This is a genomic window from Sphingomonas sp. EU05-FHT14C10 (assembly GCF_058790595.1).
Window position 1 is genome coordinate 19,759 of sequence record NZ_JBYTEN010000006.1, and the last position, 15,908, is coordinate 35,666.

Consider the following 15,908-nt stretch of genomic DNA (forward strand, 5'->3'; position numbering starts at 1 on the left):
AGGAGGCTCTAGCGCACCTTCTCATTTTGGAGAAGAGATTTTCTAAAAAGAAATATTGTGCCTAAGCGTGGCTGCGGGCGCTATTTGCCCGCCCCGTCTTCCGCTGCCTGCAGCGCGCGCAGCAGGTTGCCCGACCAAACCTTGCCGATGTCGGCATCCGAATAGCCCGCCGCCTTCAGCCGCGCGGTGACCTTGGGCAGCGAGGCGACATCCTCCATGCCGATCACGCCGCCGCCGCCGTCCCAATCGGCGCCGATGCCGACATGATCGGGGCCGACGACCTTCAGCGCATGGAGCAAGCTGGCCATGAACAGGTCGAATGTCGCAGTCGTATAGGGATTGCGCGCCTGTTCCTCGGCGGTGCGGCGGGCAAGGTCCTTCTGCTGATCGGGCGTGAGATCGTAGATTTCGTCGCGCTCGTCGAGCAGCTTGCCCCAAGCCGGCGAAGGATTGCGCGGCACCAGATAGACGCTGTTGATCTGGATGACGCCGCCCTTCGCCGCGAGCGCGCGCAGCCGCGCATCGTCGATGTTGCGCGGATGATCGAACACCGCCTTCGGCCCCGAATGCGAAAGGATGATCGGCGCCTTCGACAGCGCGAGCATCTGATCGAACGCCTCGTCCGACGCGTGGCTGGCGTCGATGAGCATCCCCAGCCGGTTCATCTCGGCGACCCATTGCCGCCCCAGCGGGCTGAGGCCGTGCCATTTGGGGGTATCGGTCGCCGAATCGGCGAACTGGTTGTTGAGGAAATGGACCGGGCTGGCCATCCGCACGCCGCGATCGTAGAAATCGGCGAGCGCGGCGACGCCCTCGCCCAGCGGATAGCTGTTCTCCATGCTTTCGAAGACGACGCGGCGGCCGGCATCGGCGATGCGCCGCGCATCGTCGGGCGTGAGCGCCAGCGTCATGCTGCCCGGATTGGCCTGCACCACCGCCCTGATCTCGGCCGCGCGCTTCAGCGCGTAAAGGCGCGCATCGGCAAAGCCGGCAGGGGTCAGCGGGCCTTGCGGCGTGTAGATGACGAAGAAGCCGCCATCGAGCCCGCCGTCGCGCATACGCGGCAGATCGACCTGGCTGAGATCTTCGGGGAAGCTGTGGCGATCGGCGATGCTCCATCCCGCGCGCCCGAAATGGACGGGCGTATCGAGATGGCTGTCTAGCACGAGCAGCCTTTCGTGCAGGCTTTCGCCCTGCGGCTTCGGCTCGACACGGCCCGCGCAACCGGAGGCAAGCAGCAGCGCCGCCAGCAGACACAGACGCGGCGACATGGCCGCTCGTTTCGGCATGGTCATCATCGGCATCCCCCAAGGGTGCCGAATAGATGCCCAATATTTTGCAATCGCAAGAGCCTCCGTGTGATTGTCCCGCTGCTGGACGATTCCTAATCCGGACGCATCGCTTCCGCCGCCAGCGCCTCGGCCTCGATCAGCAGCGCGTCGTCGGCCGTGCCCTGCGCCACGGACTCGCGCCCGATCAGGACGAGCACCGGCACTGCGAGTGGCGACACGCGCTCCAGATCGACGTGAAGCATCGTCCCTGCAGCGCGCGCGATCAGATCGGCGAGGCGGCCGACATCGGTCATCCGCGCGCGCGCATCGGCCCACGCAGCGGCCAGCAGCAGATGATCAGGCTCGTAACGGCGCAGGACATCGTAGATCAGGTCAGTGGAGAAGGTGACTTGCCGCCCGGTCTTGCGCTTGCCGGGATGCTGGCGCTCGACCAGACCGCCGATCACCGCCACTTCGCGGAAGGCACGGCGGAGCAGCGAGCTTTGCTGCACCCAATCGACAAATTCATGATCGAGAATATCGGGGGAGAAGAGCGCGGCGGGATCGACGATCTTTTCCAGCCCGTAGACGGCGAGCGAATAATCGTTGGCGACGAAACCGAGCGGCTTCAGCCCCTGCGCCTCCATCCGCCGGGTGAGGAGGAAGCCGAGCGACTGATGCGCGTTCCAGCCCTCGAAACTGTAGACCGTCATGAACTGACGGCCCTCGTGCGGAAAGGTCTCGACCAGCAATTCGCCCGGACGCGGCAGGCGCGAGCGGCGCTCCTGCATTTCGAGCCAGAAACGGACATCTTCGGGGAAACGCGCCCATTCGCTCCGATCGAACAGGAACCGGCGCACGCGCCCGGCGAGATTGGTCGACAACGGCATGCGCGCGCCCGCATAAGTGGGGATGCGCGCGGGGCGCTTGGTGGCGCGGACGAAGAGATCGGTCGCGTCCATACGCTCGACCTCAAGGCTCATGCCCGCGAAGAAGAAAGTGTCGCCGGGCGACAGGCTGGCGGCGAACAATTCCTCGACCGTGCCGAGCGTGCGCCCGTTCTTGAAACGGACATCGAGCACCGGCGCATCGACGATGATCCCGGCGTTGAGCCGGTGTTGCGCGACGAAGCTGGGATGCGTGACGCGCCACAGCCCGTCGATGCCTTTCGTCAGGCGCTTGAAGCGATCATAGGCCTTGAGCGCATAGCCGCCCGTCGCAATGAAGCCGATCACGCGCGCGAACGTCTCCGCATCCAGCGCCGAATAGGGCAAGGCGCGTTGGACCTCGGCCAGCAGAGCCGCTTCGTCGAAGGGCGCGGCGCAGGCGCAGGCCATGATGTGCTGCGCCAGCACATCGAGCGCGCCGGGGCGGAAGATGTCGGGATCGAGCTCGCCTGCCTCGACGGCGTCGAGCGCCGCGCGCGCCTCGAGATATTCGAAGCGGTTGCCGGGGACGAGCACGGCTTCCGATGGCTCGTCAAGCCGGTGATTGGCGCGGCCGATGCGCTGGAGCAGGCGCGACGATCCCTTGGGCGCGCCCATCTGGATCACGCAATCGACATTGCCCCAGTCGACGCCGAGATCGAGGCTGGCCGTGGCGACCAGCGCGCGCAGCCGCCCATCGGCCATCGCATTCTCGACCTTGCGCCGCGCCTCGCGCGCGAGGCTGCCATGATGGATGCCGATCGGCAGCTTCTGCGCGTTCACCGCCCACAGATCCTGGAAGATCAGCTCCGCAAGGCTGCGCGTATTGCAGAAGACGATCGTCGTCTCGTGCGTCTCGATTTCCGCCATCACCTGTTCGGCGGCATAGCGCCCCGAATGGCCGGCCCAGGGAATCTCGCCATGGGGGAGCAGGATCGCGATATCGGGATCGGCGCCGGGATCGCCCCTGACCGCCACGACCTGATCGATATCGCCATCGGGCGCGAGCCAGGCGCGGTAGCCGTCGGGATCGGCGACGGTGGCCGAGAGCGCGACGCGGCGAAGGCCGGGCGCGACCGCCTGAAGCCGCGACAGGGCAAGCGCGAGCAGATCGCCGCGCTTCTGCGTGGCGAAGGCGTGGACCTCGTCGATCACCACGGTGCGCAGCCCGGCGAAAAGCTGATCGCTGTCGGTATAGGAAATGAGCAGGCTCAGCGATTCGGGCGTGGTCAGCAGGATACGGGGCGGCCGCGCGCGCTGGCGCGCCTTGCGGTCGGAGGGCGTGTCGCCGCTGCGCGTCTCGACGCTGATGTCGAGCCCCATCTCGGCGATCGGCCCCAGCAGGTTGCGCTGGACATCGACCGCAAGCGCCTTGAGCGGCGAGACGTAGAGCGTGTGCAGCCCATCGCCCGGCTGCTCAATCAGATCGACGAGGCTGGGGAGGAAGCCGGCAAGCGTCTTGCCCGCGCCCGTGGGGGCAACGAGCAGCGCATGGCGCCCCGCGCGCGCGGCGGCGAGCATCGCCAGCTGGTGCCGGCGCGGACGCCAGCCGCGCGCGGCGAACCAGCGGGCAAGCACGGCCGGCAAATCGGTCAATCGCGTATCCGCCTTCATCATCCCGGTTCAAACGCCGCGCGAAGCGTTCTAGACCGGCAGGCATGAAGTCTCCCAGCCCTTATCCGCGCGCTATCCTGTTCGGCGTCCTCGCGCTCGTCACGCTGATGATCATCGGCATCGTCTGGGCCGTGATCGAGATGGTCGCGCTCTACCCCGGGCGGCCGCAATGGGAATATGTCGATTCGCTGACCGTCTTCTATGCGGCAAGCGCGATCCCGGTGATCATCCTGTTCGCCTGGATGGCGGCGCGGCGCGTGGCGGCGGACAAGGCGATCGCAACCGGGCTGATCGTCGGCGCGCTGTGCGTGATCGTCGAATGGGGCACGCAGATCGCATCGACGGGCGCGCTGCCCTCGCCGCTGCTGCTGACCGGGGGCATGGGCGCGTCGAAGCTGGTCTCAGGCCTGCTCGGCGGCTGGCTGGGGCGGCAGCGGCCAGCCGGCTAGCCGCGCTTCACCAGTTTCGGGCCGAGCATGCCGACCCGCGTGCGATAGGCTTCATAATCCGCGCCAAACACGCGCACGAGATCGCGCTCCTCATAGCGAATCGCGATCAGCATGTAGATCGACATGCCCGCCGCGAAGAGCAGATGGCCGAGGCTCATCACCGGCGCCGCCCAGAAGGCGAGGAAGAAGCCCGCATAGAGCGGGTGCCGGACGAGCTTGTAGAAAAGCGGCTGGTGGAAACGCGGCGGCTGCGCCTTCAGGCCGCGCCAGTGGCGGAAGACCTGGCTGAGCCCAAACAACTCGAAATGATCGATCAGGAAAGTGCTGAGCAGCACGATCAGCCAGCCAGCCGCGAACAGGGCCCAGAGGATCGCGACGCCGGCCGGCGCCTCGACCCGCCACACATCTCCCACGATCGGCCGCCAGAAAGCGAACAGGATGATCAGCGCCGCGCTGGCGAAGACGACATAGGCACTGCGCTCGACAGGCTCAGGCATGATTCGCGTCCATGCCGCCTTGAACCCCTGCCGCGCCATCACGCTGTGCTGGACACCGAACAGCGCAATCAGCGCAAGATCGATCGCAATCGCCACGCCGACCGGCGAAGACATGCCACGATCAATGGTATGCGGAAGCCAGGGAAAATCGCCGACGAAGCCGATAAGATAAAGAAAAGTCGCGAAGAATATGGCGTATGCAAGCAAAGCAAGGACAATGAACAGGGCGCGCGCCATAGTTCCATCTCCCCCTTGGATGGGCGATAATATCATGGATCGATTGCCTGCGCGACTTGCGCCGCGTCGCCAACCTGGGCGACGGCGCGTGATGGATGCACGCAGCCGCCCGGCGATCCGCCCGCTTCAGGTCAAAAAAAGCCGGCCCCGAAGGACCGGCTGTGAAAGTTTTTAGGAGAGGATGCCTGAAAGGCCCGACCCTTGTGCGTTGCAATGCGTTTCATGGCGAGTGCAAAGGCGACATTCGCGATTGTTGTTAGCGCAACCATTGGCTGAAAATCGCGATTCCGTAAGGGAAAGCGCAAACCGGCGCCGAAAAAGAATCAATGCCCCGCTTGCGGCCCGCGCACGATTCCCGATTTGGCGAGCTGGTCGTCGATCTGGGCCAGCAGTTTTTCGAGACCCAATTCGTCCTTCGCCTCGGCGCGGGCGACGAGCACGTCCTGCGTGTTCGAGGCGCGCAGCAGCCACCAGCCATCGGGCGTGTTCACGCGCGCGCCGTCGGTGCGGTTGACGTTCGCGCCATCGGCCTCAAGCCGGTCGAGCACTTCGTCCACAACCGCGAACTTGCGGCTTTCATCGACCTGGAAGCGCATTTCCGGCGTGTTGACGAGCGCGGGCATCGCATCCTTGATCTCGGTCAGCGACTTGCCCGACTGGCGCACCGCGCTGATCAGCCGCACCGCGCCGTAGAGCGCGTCGTCGAAGCCGTAATAGTCGAGCGCGAAGAAGATATGTCCGCTCATCTCGCCCGCGATCGGGGCGTGCTCTTCCTTCATCTTCGACTTGATGAGGCTGTGCCCCGTCTTCCACATCATCGGCTTGCCGCCGAGTTCGGCGATGCGATCGTAGAGCGCCTGGCTGGCCTTGACGTCGGCGATGATCGTCGCGCCGGGCTCGCGCTTCAGCACCGGTTCGGCGAGGATGCCGAGGAGCTGATCGCCCCACACGACGCGGCCCTCGCCGTCGATCGCGCCGATGCGGTCGCCGTCGCCGTCGAAGGCGATGCCGAAATCGAGCCCCTTTTCGGCGACCAGCGCCTTCAGATGCTCGAGATTCTTCTCTTCGGTGGGATCGGGGTGGTGATTGGGGAAGCTGGCATCGACATCAGTAAACAGCGTGTGATGCTCGCCGGGAAGCAGCTTCACCAGCTTCTCCAGCGCGGGGCCGGCAGCGCCGTTGCCCGCATCCCAGCCGACGCGATAGGCGCCGCCGGCATAGCCCGCAGTCAACCGCTCGACATATTGATCGAGGATGTCGAAATTGGTCGTCGTGCCCGGCGTATCAGCTTCGTCCCAATCGCCTTCGACCGCCATCCGGCCGATTGTCTGGATATCCTCGCCGAAGAAGGGGCGGTGCTGGAACACCATCTTGAAGCCATTGTAATCGGCCGGATTATGGCTGCCGGTGATCATGATGCCGCCATCGACCTCAAGGATCGCCTCGGCATAATAAAGCATCGGGGTCGGCCCCAGCCCGACGCGGACGACATCGACGCCGCTCCTCGTCAGCCCGTCGATCAGCGCGGCTTCGAGCAGCGGCGACGAGGCGCGCCCGTCATAGCCGACAACCGCGCGCGTGCCGCCTGCGCGACGCAGCAGAGTGGCGAAACCACGGCCGATCGCATGCGCGTCATCGGGCCCGAGCGTCTGGCCGACGATCCCGCGGATGTCATATTCGCGCAGCGAGGTGGGATGGAACTGGTGCGGCATGAAAACTCCGGTTCTAGTGATTCGGGCGCGCCCGCCGGGCGGCCTCGGCCAATAACAGATCGCGCGCCATATTGGTCCTTCGCGCAAGCTCGGCCGTGCCGCCGGCGTCGGGATGGACGCGGGTGATGATGCGGCGATGCGCGGCGCGGATCTCGTCCGCCCCCGCAGCTTCGCCCACGCCGAGCAGATCGCGCGCCTCGGCCAGCGGCATACGCGGCTGACGTGCCGGCGTCTTCAGCCAGGTCCAGACGACGAACGCGAGGACCGCGATCGCGACCAGCTTGAGCATCAGGCGGCGACCGCCCCCGCCGCCTCGGGCAGTTGCAGGCCCGAGACCAGCTCGCGCAGCTCCTGCCGCGCGGCGACGTGGCCAAGCCCGACATCCTGCATGACGTTCATATCAAGCAGGGTCAGCCCGCTGGGGAAGAGCTCGCGGTAGATGACGCGTTCGCCGAGGCCGGGGATGAGGCGAAAGCCGACGCGCTTGGAGAGCTGCGCCAGCGCGTCGCCCACCCGGCGCATGTTGCGCGCCTCGATATGCTGAAGCCGATTGCGCAGCACGACCCAGTCGATCGTCGCGCCATCCGCCTTGGCGCGCGCCTTGCGCGCATCCCAGATCAGTTCCGAATAGAAGCTGGGCCGGCTGACCTTGAAACTTTCGGGATCGACCTGCCCGATCAGGTCGAAATCGACGAAGCTGTCGTTCATCGGCGTGACCAGCGTATGCGCGCGCGTCGCGGCGAGGCGGGCGATGGGATCGTCGCGCCCCGGCGTGTCGATCACGACGAATTCGGCGCCTTCGCTGACCGCCGCGAGCGCGGCATCGAAGCCCGCCTCGTCGGTCGCCGCGCAGGTCGCGTGCGTCGGCTGCGGCAGGTGGATGCCGCGCCGCTTTGCCGTCGCTTCGCGATTTTCGAGATAGCGGCCGAGCGTGCGCTGGCGATGATCGAGATCGAGCGCGGCGACACGACGGCCCTGCGCCGCGAGCGCAACCGCGACGTGAACGGCGGTGGTCGATTTGCCCGTGCCGCCCTTTTCGTTCGCGAAAACTATAAGATGTGTAGCCGCCACAATCCTTTACCCCGATCCGGCGCCTTTTGCTTGTCCGCCCCCGCGCGCCCCGGTAAGGAGCGCGTCCCTTTCGCCTTATCGGAGCCCGTCAGCGCGTGCAAACGATCCGTCAGATCGCCGAGTTGAGAAGCGCCGTCGCCGCGCTGCGCGCCGACGGTCCGGTCGCGCTCGTGCCGACGATGGGCGCGCTCCACGCCGGCCACATGGCGCTGGTCGCCGAGGCGAGGCTGCGCGCGAAGCATGTCGTTGTCTCGATCTTCGTCAATCCGAAGCAGTTCGGGCCCAACGAGGATCTCGCCGCCTATCCGCGCCGGCTTTCGTCCGATTCGGCGATGCTGACCGAGGGCGGGGCCGCGATCCTGTGGCTGCCCGACATCGAGACCATGTATCCCGAGGGTTTTGCGACGAGCATCGCGGTGAGCGGGGTGAGCGAGCCGATGGACGGCGCGGCGCGGCCGGGCCATTTCGACGGCGTCGCGACCGTGGTCGCCAAGCTGTTCAATCAGGTCCGCCCCGACGTCGCCGTGTTCGGCGAGAAGGATTATCAGCAGCTTGCGGTGATCCGGCGGATGGCCGCCGACCTCGACATGGGCATCGACATCGTCGGCGTGAGCACCCAGCGCGATGCCGACGGCGTCGCCCTGTCGTCGCGCAACGCCTATCTGACCGAAGAGGATCGCGTCCACGCCCGCGCATTGCCGCGCGCGCTGGGCGAAGCAGCGATAGCGATCGAGCAGGGGCAGGAGCCGGCACAGGCGATCGAGGTCGCCAAGGCCGCGATCCTGAAGGCCGGTTTCGAATCGATCGACTATGTCGACCTGCGCGACGCCGAGACGCTGGCGCTCGACCCCGCCGCCGATCGCCCCGCGCGGCTTCTTGTCGCCGCCAGAATCGCGGGCACACGCCTGATCGACAATCTCGCGATCAAGCCGCGCGCCTAAAACTTCCTTTTCCCCGGCCGTTTTCCCTTGGCGGGATAGATGGTTAACCGCGTTAACCATTTCTTATCCCGACATGTCGAAGGTTCGAGTCGTTCATTTCGGGGGGAAATGGAAAATGGGGACCAGTTACTCTGCCGCTCGCTTTCTGATCGAAAGCCGCCTTGCCGATGCCGCACGCGGCGACAGCGACGCCTGCTTCGATCTGGGCATCGCTTATTCGTCCGGCGCCGAGGGCGTCGACCTCGATCTTGTCGAAGCGCATAAATGGTTCAACATCTCGGCGATGTCGGGCAGCGAACGCGCGCAGGAATGGCGGGCCGAGATCGCCCATGAAATGTCGGCGCGCGAGATTGCCGAGGCACAGCGCCAGGCCCGCGCCTGGCTTTCCGAAACCGGACGCCGCGCCGCCTAGCCCTCGGCTTCGCCTTTCCTGAAAGGCGTCATTTCTCCGAGCAGCGCGATGTCGCGCGCGACCGCCTGTCGTTCTCGCTCGAGAAAGTCGGCCACGGCCGACCGAAAGCCGGGATCGGCGATGTAATGCGCCGACCAGGTCGGCACCGGGACATAGCCGCGCGCCAGCTTGTGCCCGCCCTGCGCACCCGCCTCGACACGCTTCAGGCCAAGCGCCAGCGCCGCGTCGATCGCCTGATAATAGCAAAGCTCGAAATGGAGGAAGGGCACTTCCTCGTCCGCGCCCCAATAGCGGCCGTAAAGCGTGTCGGCGCCGATCAGGTTGAGCGCGCCGGCGATCGAGCGCCCCTTCCGCTTCGCGAGGATCAGCAGCGCCTTGTCCGCCATCCGCTCGCCGAGGAGCGAGAAGAAGGCGCGCGTGAGATAGGGCCGGCCCCATTTGCGGGCGCCCGTATCCTGATAGAAGCGCCAGAAATCGTCCCAGTCGGCCTCGCGTATCGCGTCGCCAGTCAGATGGACGATCTCCAGCCCTTCGACCGCCGCCGCGCGCTCCTTGCGGATCGCCTTGCGCTTGCGGCTGGCGAGCGCCGCGAGAAAGCCCTCGAAATCGCCATAGCCTTCGTCGGTCCAGTGGAACTGGCTGTCGGCGCGGATCAGCCAGCCGGCGGCCTCGAATAGGGGAACTTCGTCCGGCGCGATGAAAGTCGCATGCGCGGAGGACAGGCCGTGCTGGCCGACCACGGCCTCCAGCGCGCCGATCAAAGCCGGCGCATAGGCCGGATCGCGGACGAGCAGGCGCGGACCGGGCACCGGCGAAAAGGGCACGGCCACCTGAAGTTTGGGATAATACGTGCCGCCCGCGCGCTCATAAGCGTCGGCCCAGCCCTGATCGAAGACATATTCGCCCTGGCTATGGCTCTTGGCATAGGCCGGCGCGACGGCGGCGAGACGGCTGTCAGGTCCGTCGATCGCGATCGGCACCGGTTGCCACCCCGTGCGCGCGGTGGCGCTGCCCGATTGCTCGAGGATCGAGAGGAAGGCGTGGCTGACGAAAGGATTGCCGGCGCCGGCGCATGCATCCCACTGCGCCGCATCGAACGACGCCACGCCATTGCCGATACGCGCGACGAGATCGTCCATCAGGGCCGTTCGTAGATCGGCTGATCCGCGTAGAGCGCGGCGATCCCGGCCGCGGCATCGCTCCGCACCGTCCAGGTCAGCAGCGGCATGCCGCGCCCCCGCCACAGCGAAGCGAAGCCCGAGGGAAGATCGCGCACGTCATAGGCAAGGAAATCGGGTTTCGCCTGCCAAAGCGCAAGCCACCGGACGAGCGCGCCGCGCAATCCCTTGCGGCTCTCCTCGGTGACGACCAGCCCGCGCGTGATCTGCCCGGCATGGCGTGCGAACCAGCGGCCGACGAGCGGGTTGAAAGACATGATCGCGACAGGCCCCGCATAGGTTTCGAGCGCATCGCGCACCGACAGGCAAAGCGGAGCTATGTGCGCATGATCGGCCTTGATCTCGATGAGCAGCGGCACGCGGCCACCGACGATCGCCAACATCTCGCCAAGGCGCGGGATCGTCTCGTCGCTGCCCGACAGGGGGACTCCGTCCAGCTCATCCGAAGTCAGGCGCGCGAGCCGCCCTTCGCGCCCGGCAAGCCGTTTGAGGTCATAATCATGGAACACGAAGGCGGCGCCGTCGGCCGAGGCCTGGACGTCGCACTCGATGCCGTGGCCGAGCGCGATCGCGCCCGCCCAGGCTGCACGGCTATTCTCGACAATGCCCTGGCCGTGCAGCCCGCGATGCGCGAAGGGCTGCGCGGTGAGGAAAGCGATCCGCGCGGGATCAGGCGCCGCGAACGGCGACGATGGCATCGACTTCCACCGCCGCGCCGAGCGGCAAGATGGGCACGCCGACCGCGCTGCGCGCGTGCTTGCCCGCGTCGCCGAACACATCGGCCATCAGCGTCGAGGCGCCGTCGGCGACCTTCGGCTGCTCGGTGAACTTGGGATCGCTGTTGACGAAGACGCCGAGCTTAACGACGCGCTCGACGCGATCGAGCGAGCCAAGCGCCGCCTGCATCTGCGCGATCAGCATCAGCGCACAGGCGCGCGCTGCCTCACGCCCGAAATCGGTATCGACATCCTCGCCCACCCGGCCGGTCATCAGATTGCCGTCGCGGAACGGCAACTGCCCGGAAACATAGAGGAACCCGCCCTGCTCGACGGCCGGGACATAGGCCGCGACGGGGGCGGCGGGCTTGGGGAGCTTGAGGCCAAGCTCGGCGATGCGCTTGTCGGTGGACATGGCTTTTCCCAAGCACCGGGAATGCGTTGCGGTCAAGCCCTGGCAGAGGCTCCATCGGCGAAACGCGCCACGATCCAGCGTTCGGCATCGCGCCAGTCGTCGATCCGGGCATGCGCGGCGGGTGCGGGGGCGACGGCCGGAGCCAGACTCGGCTCCGAGATCATGTGCAGCCGGTGGACCTGCGGCGCATGACGCGCGACCGAATCATGATGCTGGGCAAGATCGTCGACAAAGACCGCAGCGCTCGGCCCATATTCGTCGAGCAGCCGCGCCACGGGCGCGCCCTTGCCCCCCTGATTGGTGACCACCCGGTGCCGGAGGCCGAGCGCATCGAGCTGCGCCTCGCGCCCCGTCTGATGATGATCGGCGAGATTGGTGAGAACGACGATGTCGGCGAGCGCGGCGAGCGCAGCCAGGGCCTCGGCGGCGTGGGGAACGAGCGTCTGCCGGTGCATCTCGGTGGTGAAGAAGCCATCGAGCAGCGGCCAGACCGCCTCGCGGTCGACGAGAGCGCCATCGTGGCGGTGGCGCAGCGCGCGCGAGAAATCGCCGCCTTCGGGCGCGAAGTCGATCGCATGCGCCTCACCCAGCCAGGCGCCGAAGGGTACGACCATGTGCAGCAGCACTTCGTCGCAATCGGTGATGAGGAGCGGGCGGCTCATCGCTCGAGCGCCTCGCGCGCGGCAACCAATGCGGCGGGGGTTGCGCCTGTCGCCTCGGCACAGGCGACGAGATCGGGCTCGTGCGCCTCGAGGAAGCCGAGGACCGCTCCCAAGACGGCGGGATCGGCCGCGCGGGCGCGCAGATCGTCAGCCCCCAGCCCGGTCAGTGCGAGCAGGCGCTGGGCGCGGTCGGGCGATTCGAGCGTCCAGCCCAGTGCGGCGAGCGCCGTCACCACCGGGTCGGCTTCATTTGTATGATGCGTCGGCATGGCCTAGATAGATCACCACATTGTTCGGGGAAGCGCGTGACAAAAAGAGTGCTCGTTGTCGAGGACAACGAACTCAATCTGAAGCTGTTCTGCGACCTGCTGCGCGCCCACGACTATGTCGCCGAGCCGGTGCGCGACGGGCGCGAGGCCGTTGACACCGCGCGCGCCTTCGCCCCCGACCTGATCATCATGGACATCCAGCTTCCCCACGTCAGCGGTATCGAGCTGATCGAGACGCTGAAAGCCGACGAGGCGCTGAAGCCCATCCCCATCATGGCAGTGACCGCCTACGCCGGTAGGGGCGACGAGGAACGCATTCGGGCGGCAGGCGCCGAGGCCTATGTGTCGAAGCCCATCGCGGTGATGAAATTCATCGAGGCGGTCGGCGCGCTGGTATAGAGCGGGTCTGCCCCAGGTGGATGCCGGACCGGCCCGCCGGATCAGACTCCAAGCCTTGACAAAGTGCGACTCTACGCGCATTGGCCTGCGCTCACGCAAGCGGCGTCGTCGGCGCCGCTTTTGTCTTTTTAAGAATTCAGGACTGAGGTTTTCGGGTCATGGCAAAGCCGACCACCGTCAAGATCAAGCTCGTCAGCTCGGCTGATACCGGCTTCTTCTACGTCACGAAGAAGAATCCGCGCAGCCCGAACACGACCGAAAAGCTGAGCTTCCGGAAATATGATCCGATTGCTCGCAAGCATGTCGAGTTCAAGGAAGCCAAGATCAAGTAAGCCCTTCGGGCTTGCTGGCCGATCGGGGCGGGTCGCGTTGCGGCCCGCTTTTTTCGTGTCCCGCCGATTCGCGTCCTTAACGGGACGTTAGGCTCTTTGAGCGAGGCTCCCTGCCTGAAACTGGCGGGGGCCACATCATGGCGAACGAGTCCGAAGCGATGCGTCACATACGCGCGACCCTGTGCGCGCGGATCGACGGCATCGCCGCCGAAATCGGCCATCAGAACATCATGCGGCTGTGCGAGAATGTCGATCTGGTGCGCAGTACCGCCGAAGCGCACGGGCTGATGCCGCTGGCCCAGCTGACCCGGTCGCTCGAAGCCGCGCTGGCCGGGGGCGAGCGCGGGCCGATGCTGCTTTCCTACCTGGACATGATGCGCGCCGCCGCAAGCTGTGATCGGAGCGACAGCGGCGCGGGCGAATCCTTTGCCGCCGCCATGTCGGTGCGCTTCGCCGGATAGGGCGTGGACGCCCTGCTGCCCGCTTTCGTCGCCGCGCTCCTGGCCGAGTTCGGCGACAAGACCCAGTTGCTCGTTCTGGCACTGGCGGCGCATTTCGGGCGGACGCGATCGGTGCTCGCCGGGGTCGCGATCGCCGCCGCCGCCAATGCCGTGCTGGCGGCGTTTGCCGGCAATTTGCTCGCTCCGTTGATGACGCCGGAAGCGCGCGGGCTGCTGCTCGCGCTCACGCTTGTCTTCGCCGGCGCGGGGGCATTGCTTCCGGTGCGCGCGCCGGATGTTGCGCGCTGGCGGATCGGTGCCTTCGCCAGCAGCTTCCTTGCTTTTCTGTTCCTCGCCTTTGGCGACAAGACGCAATTCGTGACCGCCGCGATCGCCGCACGTACCGCATCGCCTGCCCTCACCGCCTGCGGCGCGGCGGCGGGCGTGATCGTCGCCTCGGGGGCGGCGCTGGCGCTCGGTGCGCAGCTTCCGGTCGCGCAGATCAGGAGGGGCGCCGCCGCCATCTTCCTGCTCGGCGGCCTTTTTTCGGGCATCGCCGCGCTGCGCCTGATCTAGCCGAGGCTGATCTAGCAGGCCGTTCACGCAGATCGAGAATCTGCGTATCGCCAGCGTAACTTTCCTGTGGCTCGTGCATTATGTGGAGCGTATCCCCATCTCCGGCAAAGATTCCGGCAAAGGAGCAGACCATGGCCAAGACCGACCCGAAGCTGAAAACCCCGACCGACCTGGCGAGCAACGCGACCAAGACCGTGGCCGACACGCTCAACAGCATCCTCGCCGACAGCTTTGCGCTTTACCTGAAGACCAAGAATTTCCACTGGCACGTCTCGGGCCCGCATTTCCGCGACTATCACCTGCTGCTCGACGATCAGGCCGCGCAGATCCTGGGTACGACCGATGCGATCGCCGAACGCGTGCGCAAGATCGGCAACACCACGATCCGTTCGATCGGCGACATTGCCCGCCGCCAGACGATCAAGGACAATGATGCCGATTTCGTGTCCGCCAAGGACATGCTGATCGAACTGCGCGAGGATAATCTCCAGCTCGTCGAGAAGTTCCACGAGGCGAAGGAGATCGTCGACGCCGCGAAGGACAATGCGACTTCGGGTATTCTCGACACCTGGACCGACGAAGCCGAGCAGCGCGCCTGGTTCCTGTTCGAGGCCAGCCGCAGCTGATTCGCATGGCGCCGGGTGGAGACCACTCCACCCCGCATCATCCGGACATAAGAAAAGGCCCGGCGGTCGATGTGACCGCCGGGCCTTTCTCTTGTCTCGTCGGATCGCTTACTGGACCGGAACGAGGTTCACCGCCGCATATTTGCCACGGCGATCGACTTCGAGTTCGAACTCGAGACGATCACCCTCGTTGAGGCTGGTAAGGCCCGCACGCTCGACCGCGCTGATGTGGACAAAGGCGTCCGGCTGGCCATCATCGCGCTGAATGAAGCCGAAGCCCTTCATCGCGTTGAAGAACTTGACCGTGCCGCTGGCCTTCTCGCCCGTAAGCTGACGCTGCGGGCCGCCACGCGGAGCACCGCCGGGGCCACTGGGACCAGCGTCGCGCGGCGCACGCTCGGTCACGGGGAGAGGTTCGCCGTCGATCTTCAGATCGGTCGCCGAGATACGGCCACCGCGATCGACGAGGGTGAAGCCGAGCGGCTGACCCTCGGCGAGCCCGGCAAGACCAGCCTGCTCGACGGCGCTGATGTGAACGAAAACGTCCTCACCGCCATCATCGCGGACGACGAAGCCGAAGCCCTTCTGCGCGTTGAAGAATTTGACGACGCCCTTGCCTTCGCCAACGACCTGCGCCGGCATGCCGCCGCCACCGCCGAAGCCGCGACCACCACCGCCGCCGAAGCCACCGCCGCCGCCACCGAAGCCGCCACCGCCGCCACCGAAGCCGCCACGACCGCCACCGCCGCCGTAGGAATCACCACCGCCAAAACCGCCCCCGAAACGGCTGCCGCGATCCTGATAGCCATCATAGCTCTCGTCGCCGAAACCGTCCCGCTTGTCCTTGCCGCCGCGCTGTCCGCGCCGTCCTCGATCGAAACTCATGCCCTGTAAATCTTTCCCGGTCGCCCGATTGCCTTAACCAGATCTTGCACGCCGGGCGAAAGGCGCAAGCTCCCCGACGCGAAAGTCAGGAGTCGCGTCAAAGCATGTCATAACGAAAAAATACCCATGTCGCGAACAATTTCCGCAAATCGTTCGCAAAGCTCGTGATGCATGCGCGGGTAACCGCGATCATCAAGCGAAATAGCGCGCATGTCCGCCGAAATCGGCGCGGCGCGTTCAAGTCGCAAAATCGGCGGGCAAGAGTTTGAGATGCCGCGAA

General features: G+C 66.1%; 20 protein-coding genes. 8 read left to right on the forward strand and 12 right to left on the reverse strand.

Going from position 1 to position 15,908, the window contains the following annotated elements; all coding sequences use genetic code 11:
• Positions 1-80 precede the first annotated feature (80 nt).
• Positions 81-1,271, reverse strand: coding sequence for a dipeptidase (locus tag AC3WT0_RS08095; protein WP_492752962.1), 1,191 nt, complete (start codon positions 1,269-1,271; stop codon positions 81-83).
• A 113-nt stretch (positions 1,272-1,384) separates the two neighbouring features.
• Positions 1,385-3,793: a ligase-associated DNA damage response DEXH box helicase gene (locus tag AC3WT0_RS08100; RefSeq protein WP_492752963.1), complete on the reverse strand. Its 2,409-nt coding sequence runs from the start codon at positions 3,791-3,793 to the stop codon at positions 1,385-1,387.
• A 62-nt stretch (positions 3,794-3,855) separates the two neighbouring features.
• On the opposite strand from AC3WT0_RS08100, the gene AC3WT0_RS08105 reads away from it, so the two are divergent.
• The gene (locus AC3WT0_RS08105; RefSeq protein ID WP_492752966.1) at positions 3,856-4,260 is read left to right on the forward strand and encodes a hypothetical protein; all 405 of its coding nucleotides are present in this window, start codon (positions 3,856-3,858) and stop codon (positions 4,258-4,260) included.
• On the opposite strand, the gene mddA is transcribed toward AC3WT0_RS08105, so the two are convergent.
• The 4 genes from mddA to AC3WT0_RS08125 form a co-directional block, all read right to left on the reverse strand.
• Positions 4,257-5,030, reverse strand: coding sequence for a methanethiol S-methyltransferase (mddA, locus tag AC3WT0_RS08110; protein ID WP_492752969.1), 774 nt, complete (start codon positions 5,028-5,030; stop codon positions 4,257-4,259). The genes AC3WT0_RS08105 and mddA overlap by 4 nt on opposite strands.
• 287 nt (positions 5,031-5,317) lie before the next feature.
• Positions 5,318-6,706: a phosphoglucomutase/phosphomannomutase PgmG gene (gene pgmG / locus AC3WT0_RS08115; RefSeq protein WP_492752972.1), complete on the reverse strand. Its 1,389-nt coding sequence runs from the start codon at positions 6,704-6,706 to the stop codon at positions 5,318-5,320.
• A 13-nt stretch (positions 6,707-6,719) separates the two neighbouring features.
• Complete coding sequence (locus tag AC3WT0_RS08120) at positions 6,720-6,995, reverse strand: J domain-containing protein (protein ID WP_492752973.1); 276 nt, start codon at positions 6,993-6,995, stop codon at positions 6,720-6,722.
• A complete protein-coding gene (locus AC3WT0_RS08125; RefSeq protein WP_492753152.1) occupies positions 6,995-7,780 on the reverse strand; it encodes a division plane positioning ATPase MipZ in 786 nt (261 codons plus the stop codon). The genes AC3WT0_RS08120 and AC3WT0_RS08125 overlap by 1 nt, the downstream gene beginning before the upstream one ends.
• A gap of 92 nt (positions 7,781-7,872) precedes the next feature.
• Between AC3WT0_RS08125 and panC the strand changes: the two genes are divergently transcribed.
• Both panC and AC3WT0_RS08135 read left to right on the forward strand, forming a co-directional pair.
• On the forward strand, positions 7,873-8,718 hold the full coding sequence (gene panC, locus AC3WT0_RS08130) for a pantoate--beta-alanine ligase (RefSeq protein ID WP_492752975.1): 846 nt from the start codon (positions 7,873-7,875) through the stop codon (positions 8,716-8,718).
• Between the two features lie 115 nt (positions 8,719-8,833).
• The gene (locus tag AC3WT0_RS08135; protein ID WP_492752976.1) at positions 8,834-9,130 is read left to right on the forward strand and encodes a hypothetical protein; all 297 of its coding nucleotides are present in this window, start codon (positions 8,834-8,836) and stop codon (positions 9,128-9,130) included.
• On the opposite strand, the gene AC3WT0_RS08140 is transcribed toward AC3WT0_RS08135, so the two are convergent.
• From AC3WT0_RS08140 to AC3WT0_RS08160, 5 genes are read right to left on the reverse strand one after another with little or no spacing between them, the layout of a single operon-like run.
• Positions 9,127-10,269, reverse strand: coding sequence for a GNAT family N-acetyltransferase (locus tag AC3WT0_RS08140; RefSeq protein ID WP_492752978.1), 1,143 nt, complete (start codon positions 10,267-10,269; stop codon positions 9,127-9,129). The two genes, AC3WT0_RS08135 and AC3WT0_RS08140, sit on opposite strands and share 4 nt — an antisense overlap.
• A complete protein-coding gene (locus tag AC3WT0_RS08145) occupies positions 10,269-11,006 on the reverse strand; it encodes a glycerophosphodiester phosphodiesterase family protein (RefSeq protein ID WP_492752980.1) in 738 nt (245 codons plus the stop codon). Before AC3WT0_RS08145 ends, AC3WT0_RS08140 begins: the two co-directional genes overlap by 1 nt.
• Positions 10,978-11,439 carry a RidA family protein gene (locus AC3WT0_RS08150; RefSeq protein WP_492752982.1) on the reverse strand — a complete coding sequence of 154 codons (462 nt, stop codon included), beginning with the start codon at positions 11,437-11,439 and terminating at the stop codon, positions 10,978-10,980. Before AC3WT0_RS08150 ends, AC3WT0_RS08145 begins: the two co-directional genes overlap by 29 nt.
• Before the next feature lie 32 nt (positions 11,440-11,471).
• On the reverse strand, positions 11,472-12,101 hold the full coding sequence (locus tag AC3WT0_RS08155; RefSeq protein WP_492752983.1) for an HAD family hydrolase: 630 nt from the start codon (positions 12,099-12,101) through the stop codon (positions 11,472-11,474).
• Positions 12,098-12,370 carry a DUF3572 domain-containing protein gene (locus tag AC3WT0_RS08160; RefSeq protein WP_492752986.1) on the reverse strand — a complete coding sequence of 91 codons (273 nt, stop codon included), beginning with the start codon at positions 12,368-12,370 and terminating at the stop codon, positions 12,098-12,100. Before AC3WT0_RS08160 ends, AC3WT0_RS08155 begins: the two co-directional genes overlap by 4 nt.
• 36 nt (positions 12,371-12,406) lie before the next feature.
• Here AC3WT0_RS08160 and AC3WT0_RS08165 point away from each other — a divergent pair, with 36 nt between their 5' ends.
• From AC3WT0_RS08165 to AC3WT0_RS08185, 5 genes are all read left to right on the forward strand, one after another.
• Positions 12,407-12,769 carry a response regulator gene (locus AC3WT0_RS08165; RefSeq protein WP_492752988.1) on the forward strand — a complete coding sequence of 121 codons (363 nt, stop codon included), beginning with the start codon at positions 12,407-12,409 and terminating at the stop codon, positions 12,767-12,769.
• Positions 12,770-12,927: 158 nt separating this feature from the next.
• Positions 12,928-13,101 (forward strand): 50S ribosomal protein L33, encoded by a 174-nt coding sequence (gene rpmG / locus AC3WT0_RS08170; RefSeq protein WP_492752990.1) that lies wholly within the window; start codon positions 12,928-12,930, stop codon positions 13,099-13,101.
• Positions 13,102-13,238: 137 nt separating this feature from the next.
• The gene (locus tag AC3WT0_RS08175; protein ID WP_492752993.1) at positions 13,239-13,562 is read left to right on the forward strand and encodes a hypothetical protein; all 324 of its coding nucleotides are present in this window, start codon (positions 13,239-13,241) and stop codon (positions 13,560-13,562) included.
• Between the two features lie 3 nt (positions 13,563-13,565).
• Complete coding sequence (locus tag AC3WT0_RS08180; RefSeq protein WP_492752994.1) at positions 13,566-14,117, forward strand: TMEM165/GDT1 family protein; 552 nt, start codon at positions 13,566-13,568, stop codon at positions 14,115-14,117.
• A 131-nt stretch (positions 14,118-14,248) separates the two neighbouring features.
• Complete coding sequence (locus AC3WT0_RS08185) at positions 14,249-14,743, forward strand: Dps family protein (RefSeq protein ID WP_492752995.1); 495 nt, start codon at positions 14,249-14,251, stop codon at positions 14,741-14,743.
• A 108-nt stretch (positions 14,744-14,851) separates the two neighbouring features.
• On the opposite strand, the gene AC3WT0_RS08190 is transcribed toward AC3WT0_RS08185, so the two are convergent.
• Positions 14,852-15,628 (reverse strand): cold-shock protein, encoded by a 777-nt coding sequence (locus tag AC3WT0_RS08190; protein WP_492752998.1) that lies wholly within the window; start codon positions 15,626-15,628, stop codon positions 14,852-14,854.
• Between the last annotated feature and the right edge of the window lie 280 nt (positions 15,629-15,908).

What these genes read in the sequence shown, in the direction of transcription:
- AC3WT0_RS08095 (WP_492752962.1), bottom strand. Translation starts at nt 1,271, where the DNA reads ATGTCGCCGCGTCTGTGTCTGCTGGCGGCGCTGCTGCTTGCCTCCGGT.
- AC3WT0_RS08105 (WP_492752966.1), top strand. Translation starts at nt 3,856, where the DNA reads ATGAAGTCTCCCAGCCCTTATCCGCGCGCTATCCTGTTCGGCGTCCTC.
- mddA (WP_492752969.1), bottom strand. Translation starts at nt 5,030, where the DNA reads ATGATATTATCGCCCATCCAAGGGGGAGATGGAACTATGGCGCGCGCC.
- pgmG (WP_492752972.1), bottom strand. Translation starts at nt 6,706, where the DNA reads ATGCCGCACCAGTTCCATCCCACCTCGCTGCGCGAATATGACATCCGC.
- AC3WT0_RS08120 (WP_492752973.1), bottom strand. Translation starts at nt 6,995, where the DNA reads ATGCTCAAGCTGGTCGCGATCGCGGTCCTCGCGTTCGTCGTCTGGACC.
- AC3WT0_RS08135 (WP_492752976.1), top strand. Translation starts at nt 8,834, where the DNA reads ATGGGGACCAGTTACTCTGCCGCTCGCTTTCTGATCGAAAGCCGCCTT.
- AC3WT0_RS08140 (WP_492752978.1), bottom strand. Translation starts at nt 10,269, where the DNA reads ATGGACGATCTCGTCGCGCGTATCGGCAATGGCGTGGCGTCGTTCGAT.
- AC3WT0_RS08145 (WP_492752980.1), bottom strand. Translation starts at nt 11,006, where the DNA reads ATGCCATCGTCGCCGTTCGCGGCGCCTGATCCCGCGCGGATCGCTTTC.
- AC3WT0_RS08150 (WP_492752982.1), bottom strand. Translation starts at nt 11,439, where the DNA reads ATGTCCACCGACAAGCGCATCGCCGAGCTTGGCCTCAAGCTCCCCAAG.
- AC3WT0_RS08155 (WP_492752983.1), bottom strand. Translation starts at nt 12,101, where the DNA reads ATGAGCCGCCCGCTCCTCATCACCGATTGCGACGAAGTGCTGCTGCAC.
- AC3WT0_RS08160 (WP_492752986.1), bottom strand. Translation starts at nt 12,370, where the DNA reads ATGCCGACGCATCATACAAATGAAGCCGACCCGGTGGTGACGGCGCTC.
- rpmG (WP_492752990.1), top strand. Translation starts at nt 12,928, where the DNA reads ATGGCAAAGCCGACCACCGTCAAGATCAAGCTCGTCAGCTCGGCTGAT.
- AC3WT0_RS08175 (WP_492752993.1), top strand. Translation starts at nt 13,239, where the DNA reads ATGGCGAACGAGTCCGAAGCGATGCGTCACATACGCGCGACCCTGTGC.
- AC3WT0_RS08185 (WP_492752995.1), top strand. Translation starts at nt 14,249, where the DNA reads ATGGCCAAGACCGACCCGAAGCTGAAAACCCCGACCGACCTGGCGAGC.
- AC3WT0_RS08190 (WP_492752998.1), bottom strand. Translation starts at nt 15,628, where the DNA reads ATGAGTTTCGATCGAGGACGGCGCGGACAGCGCGGCGGCAAGGACAAG.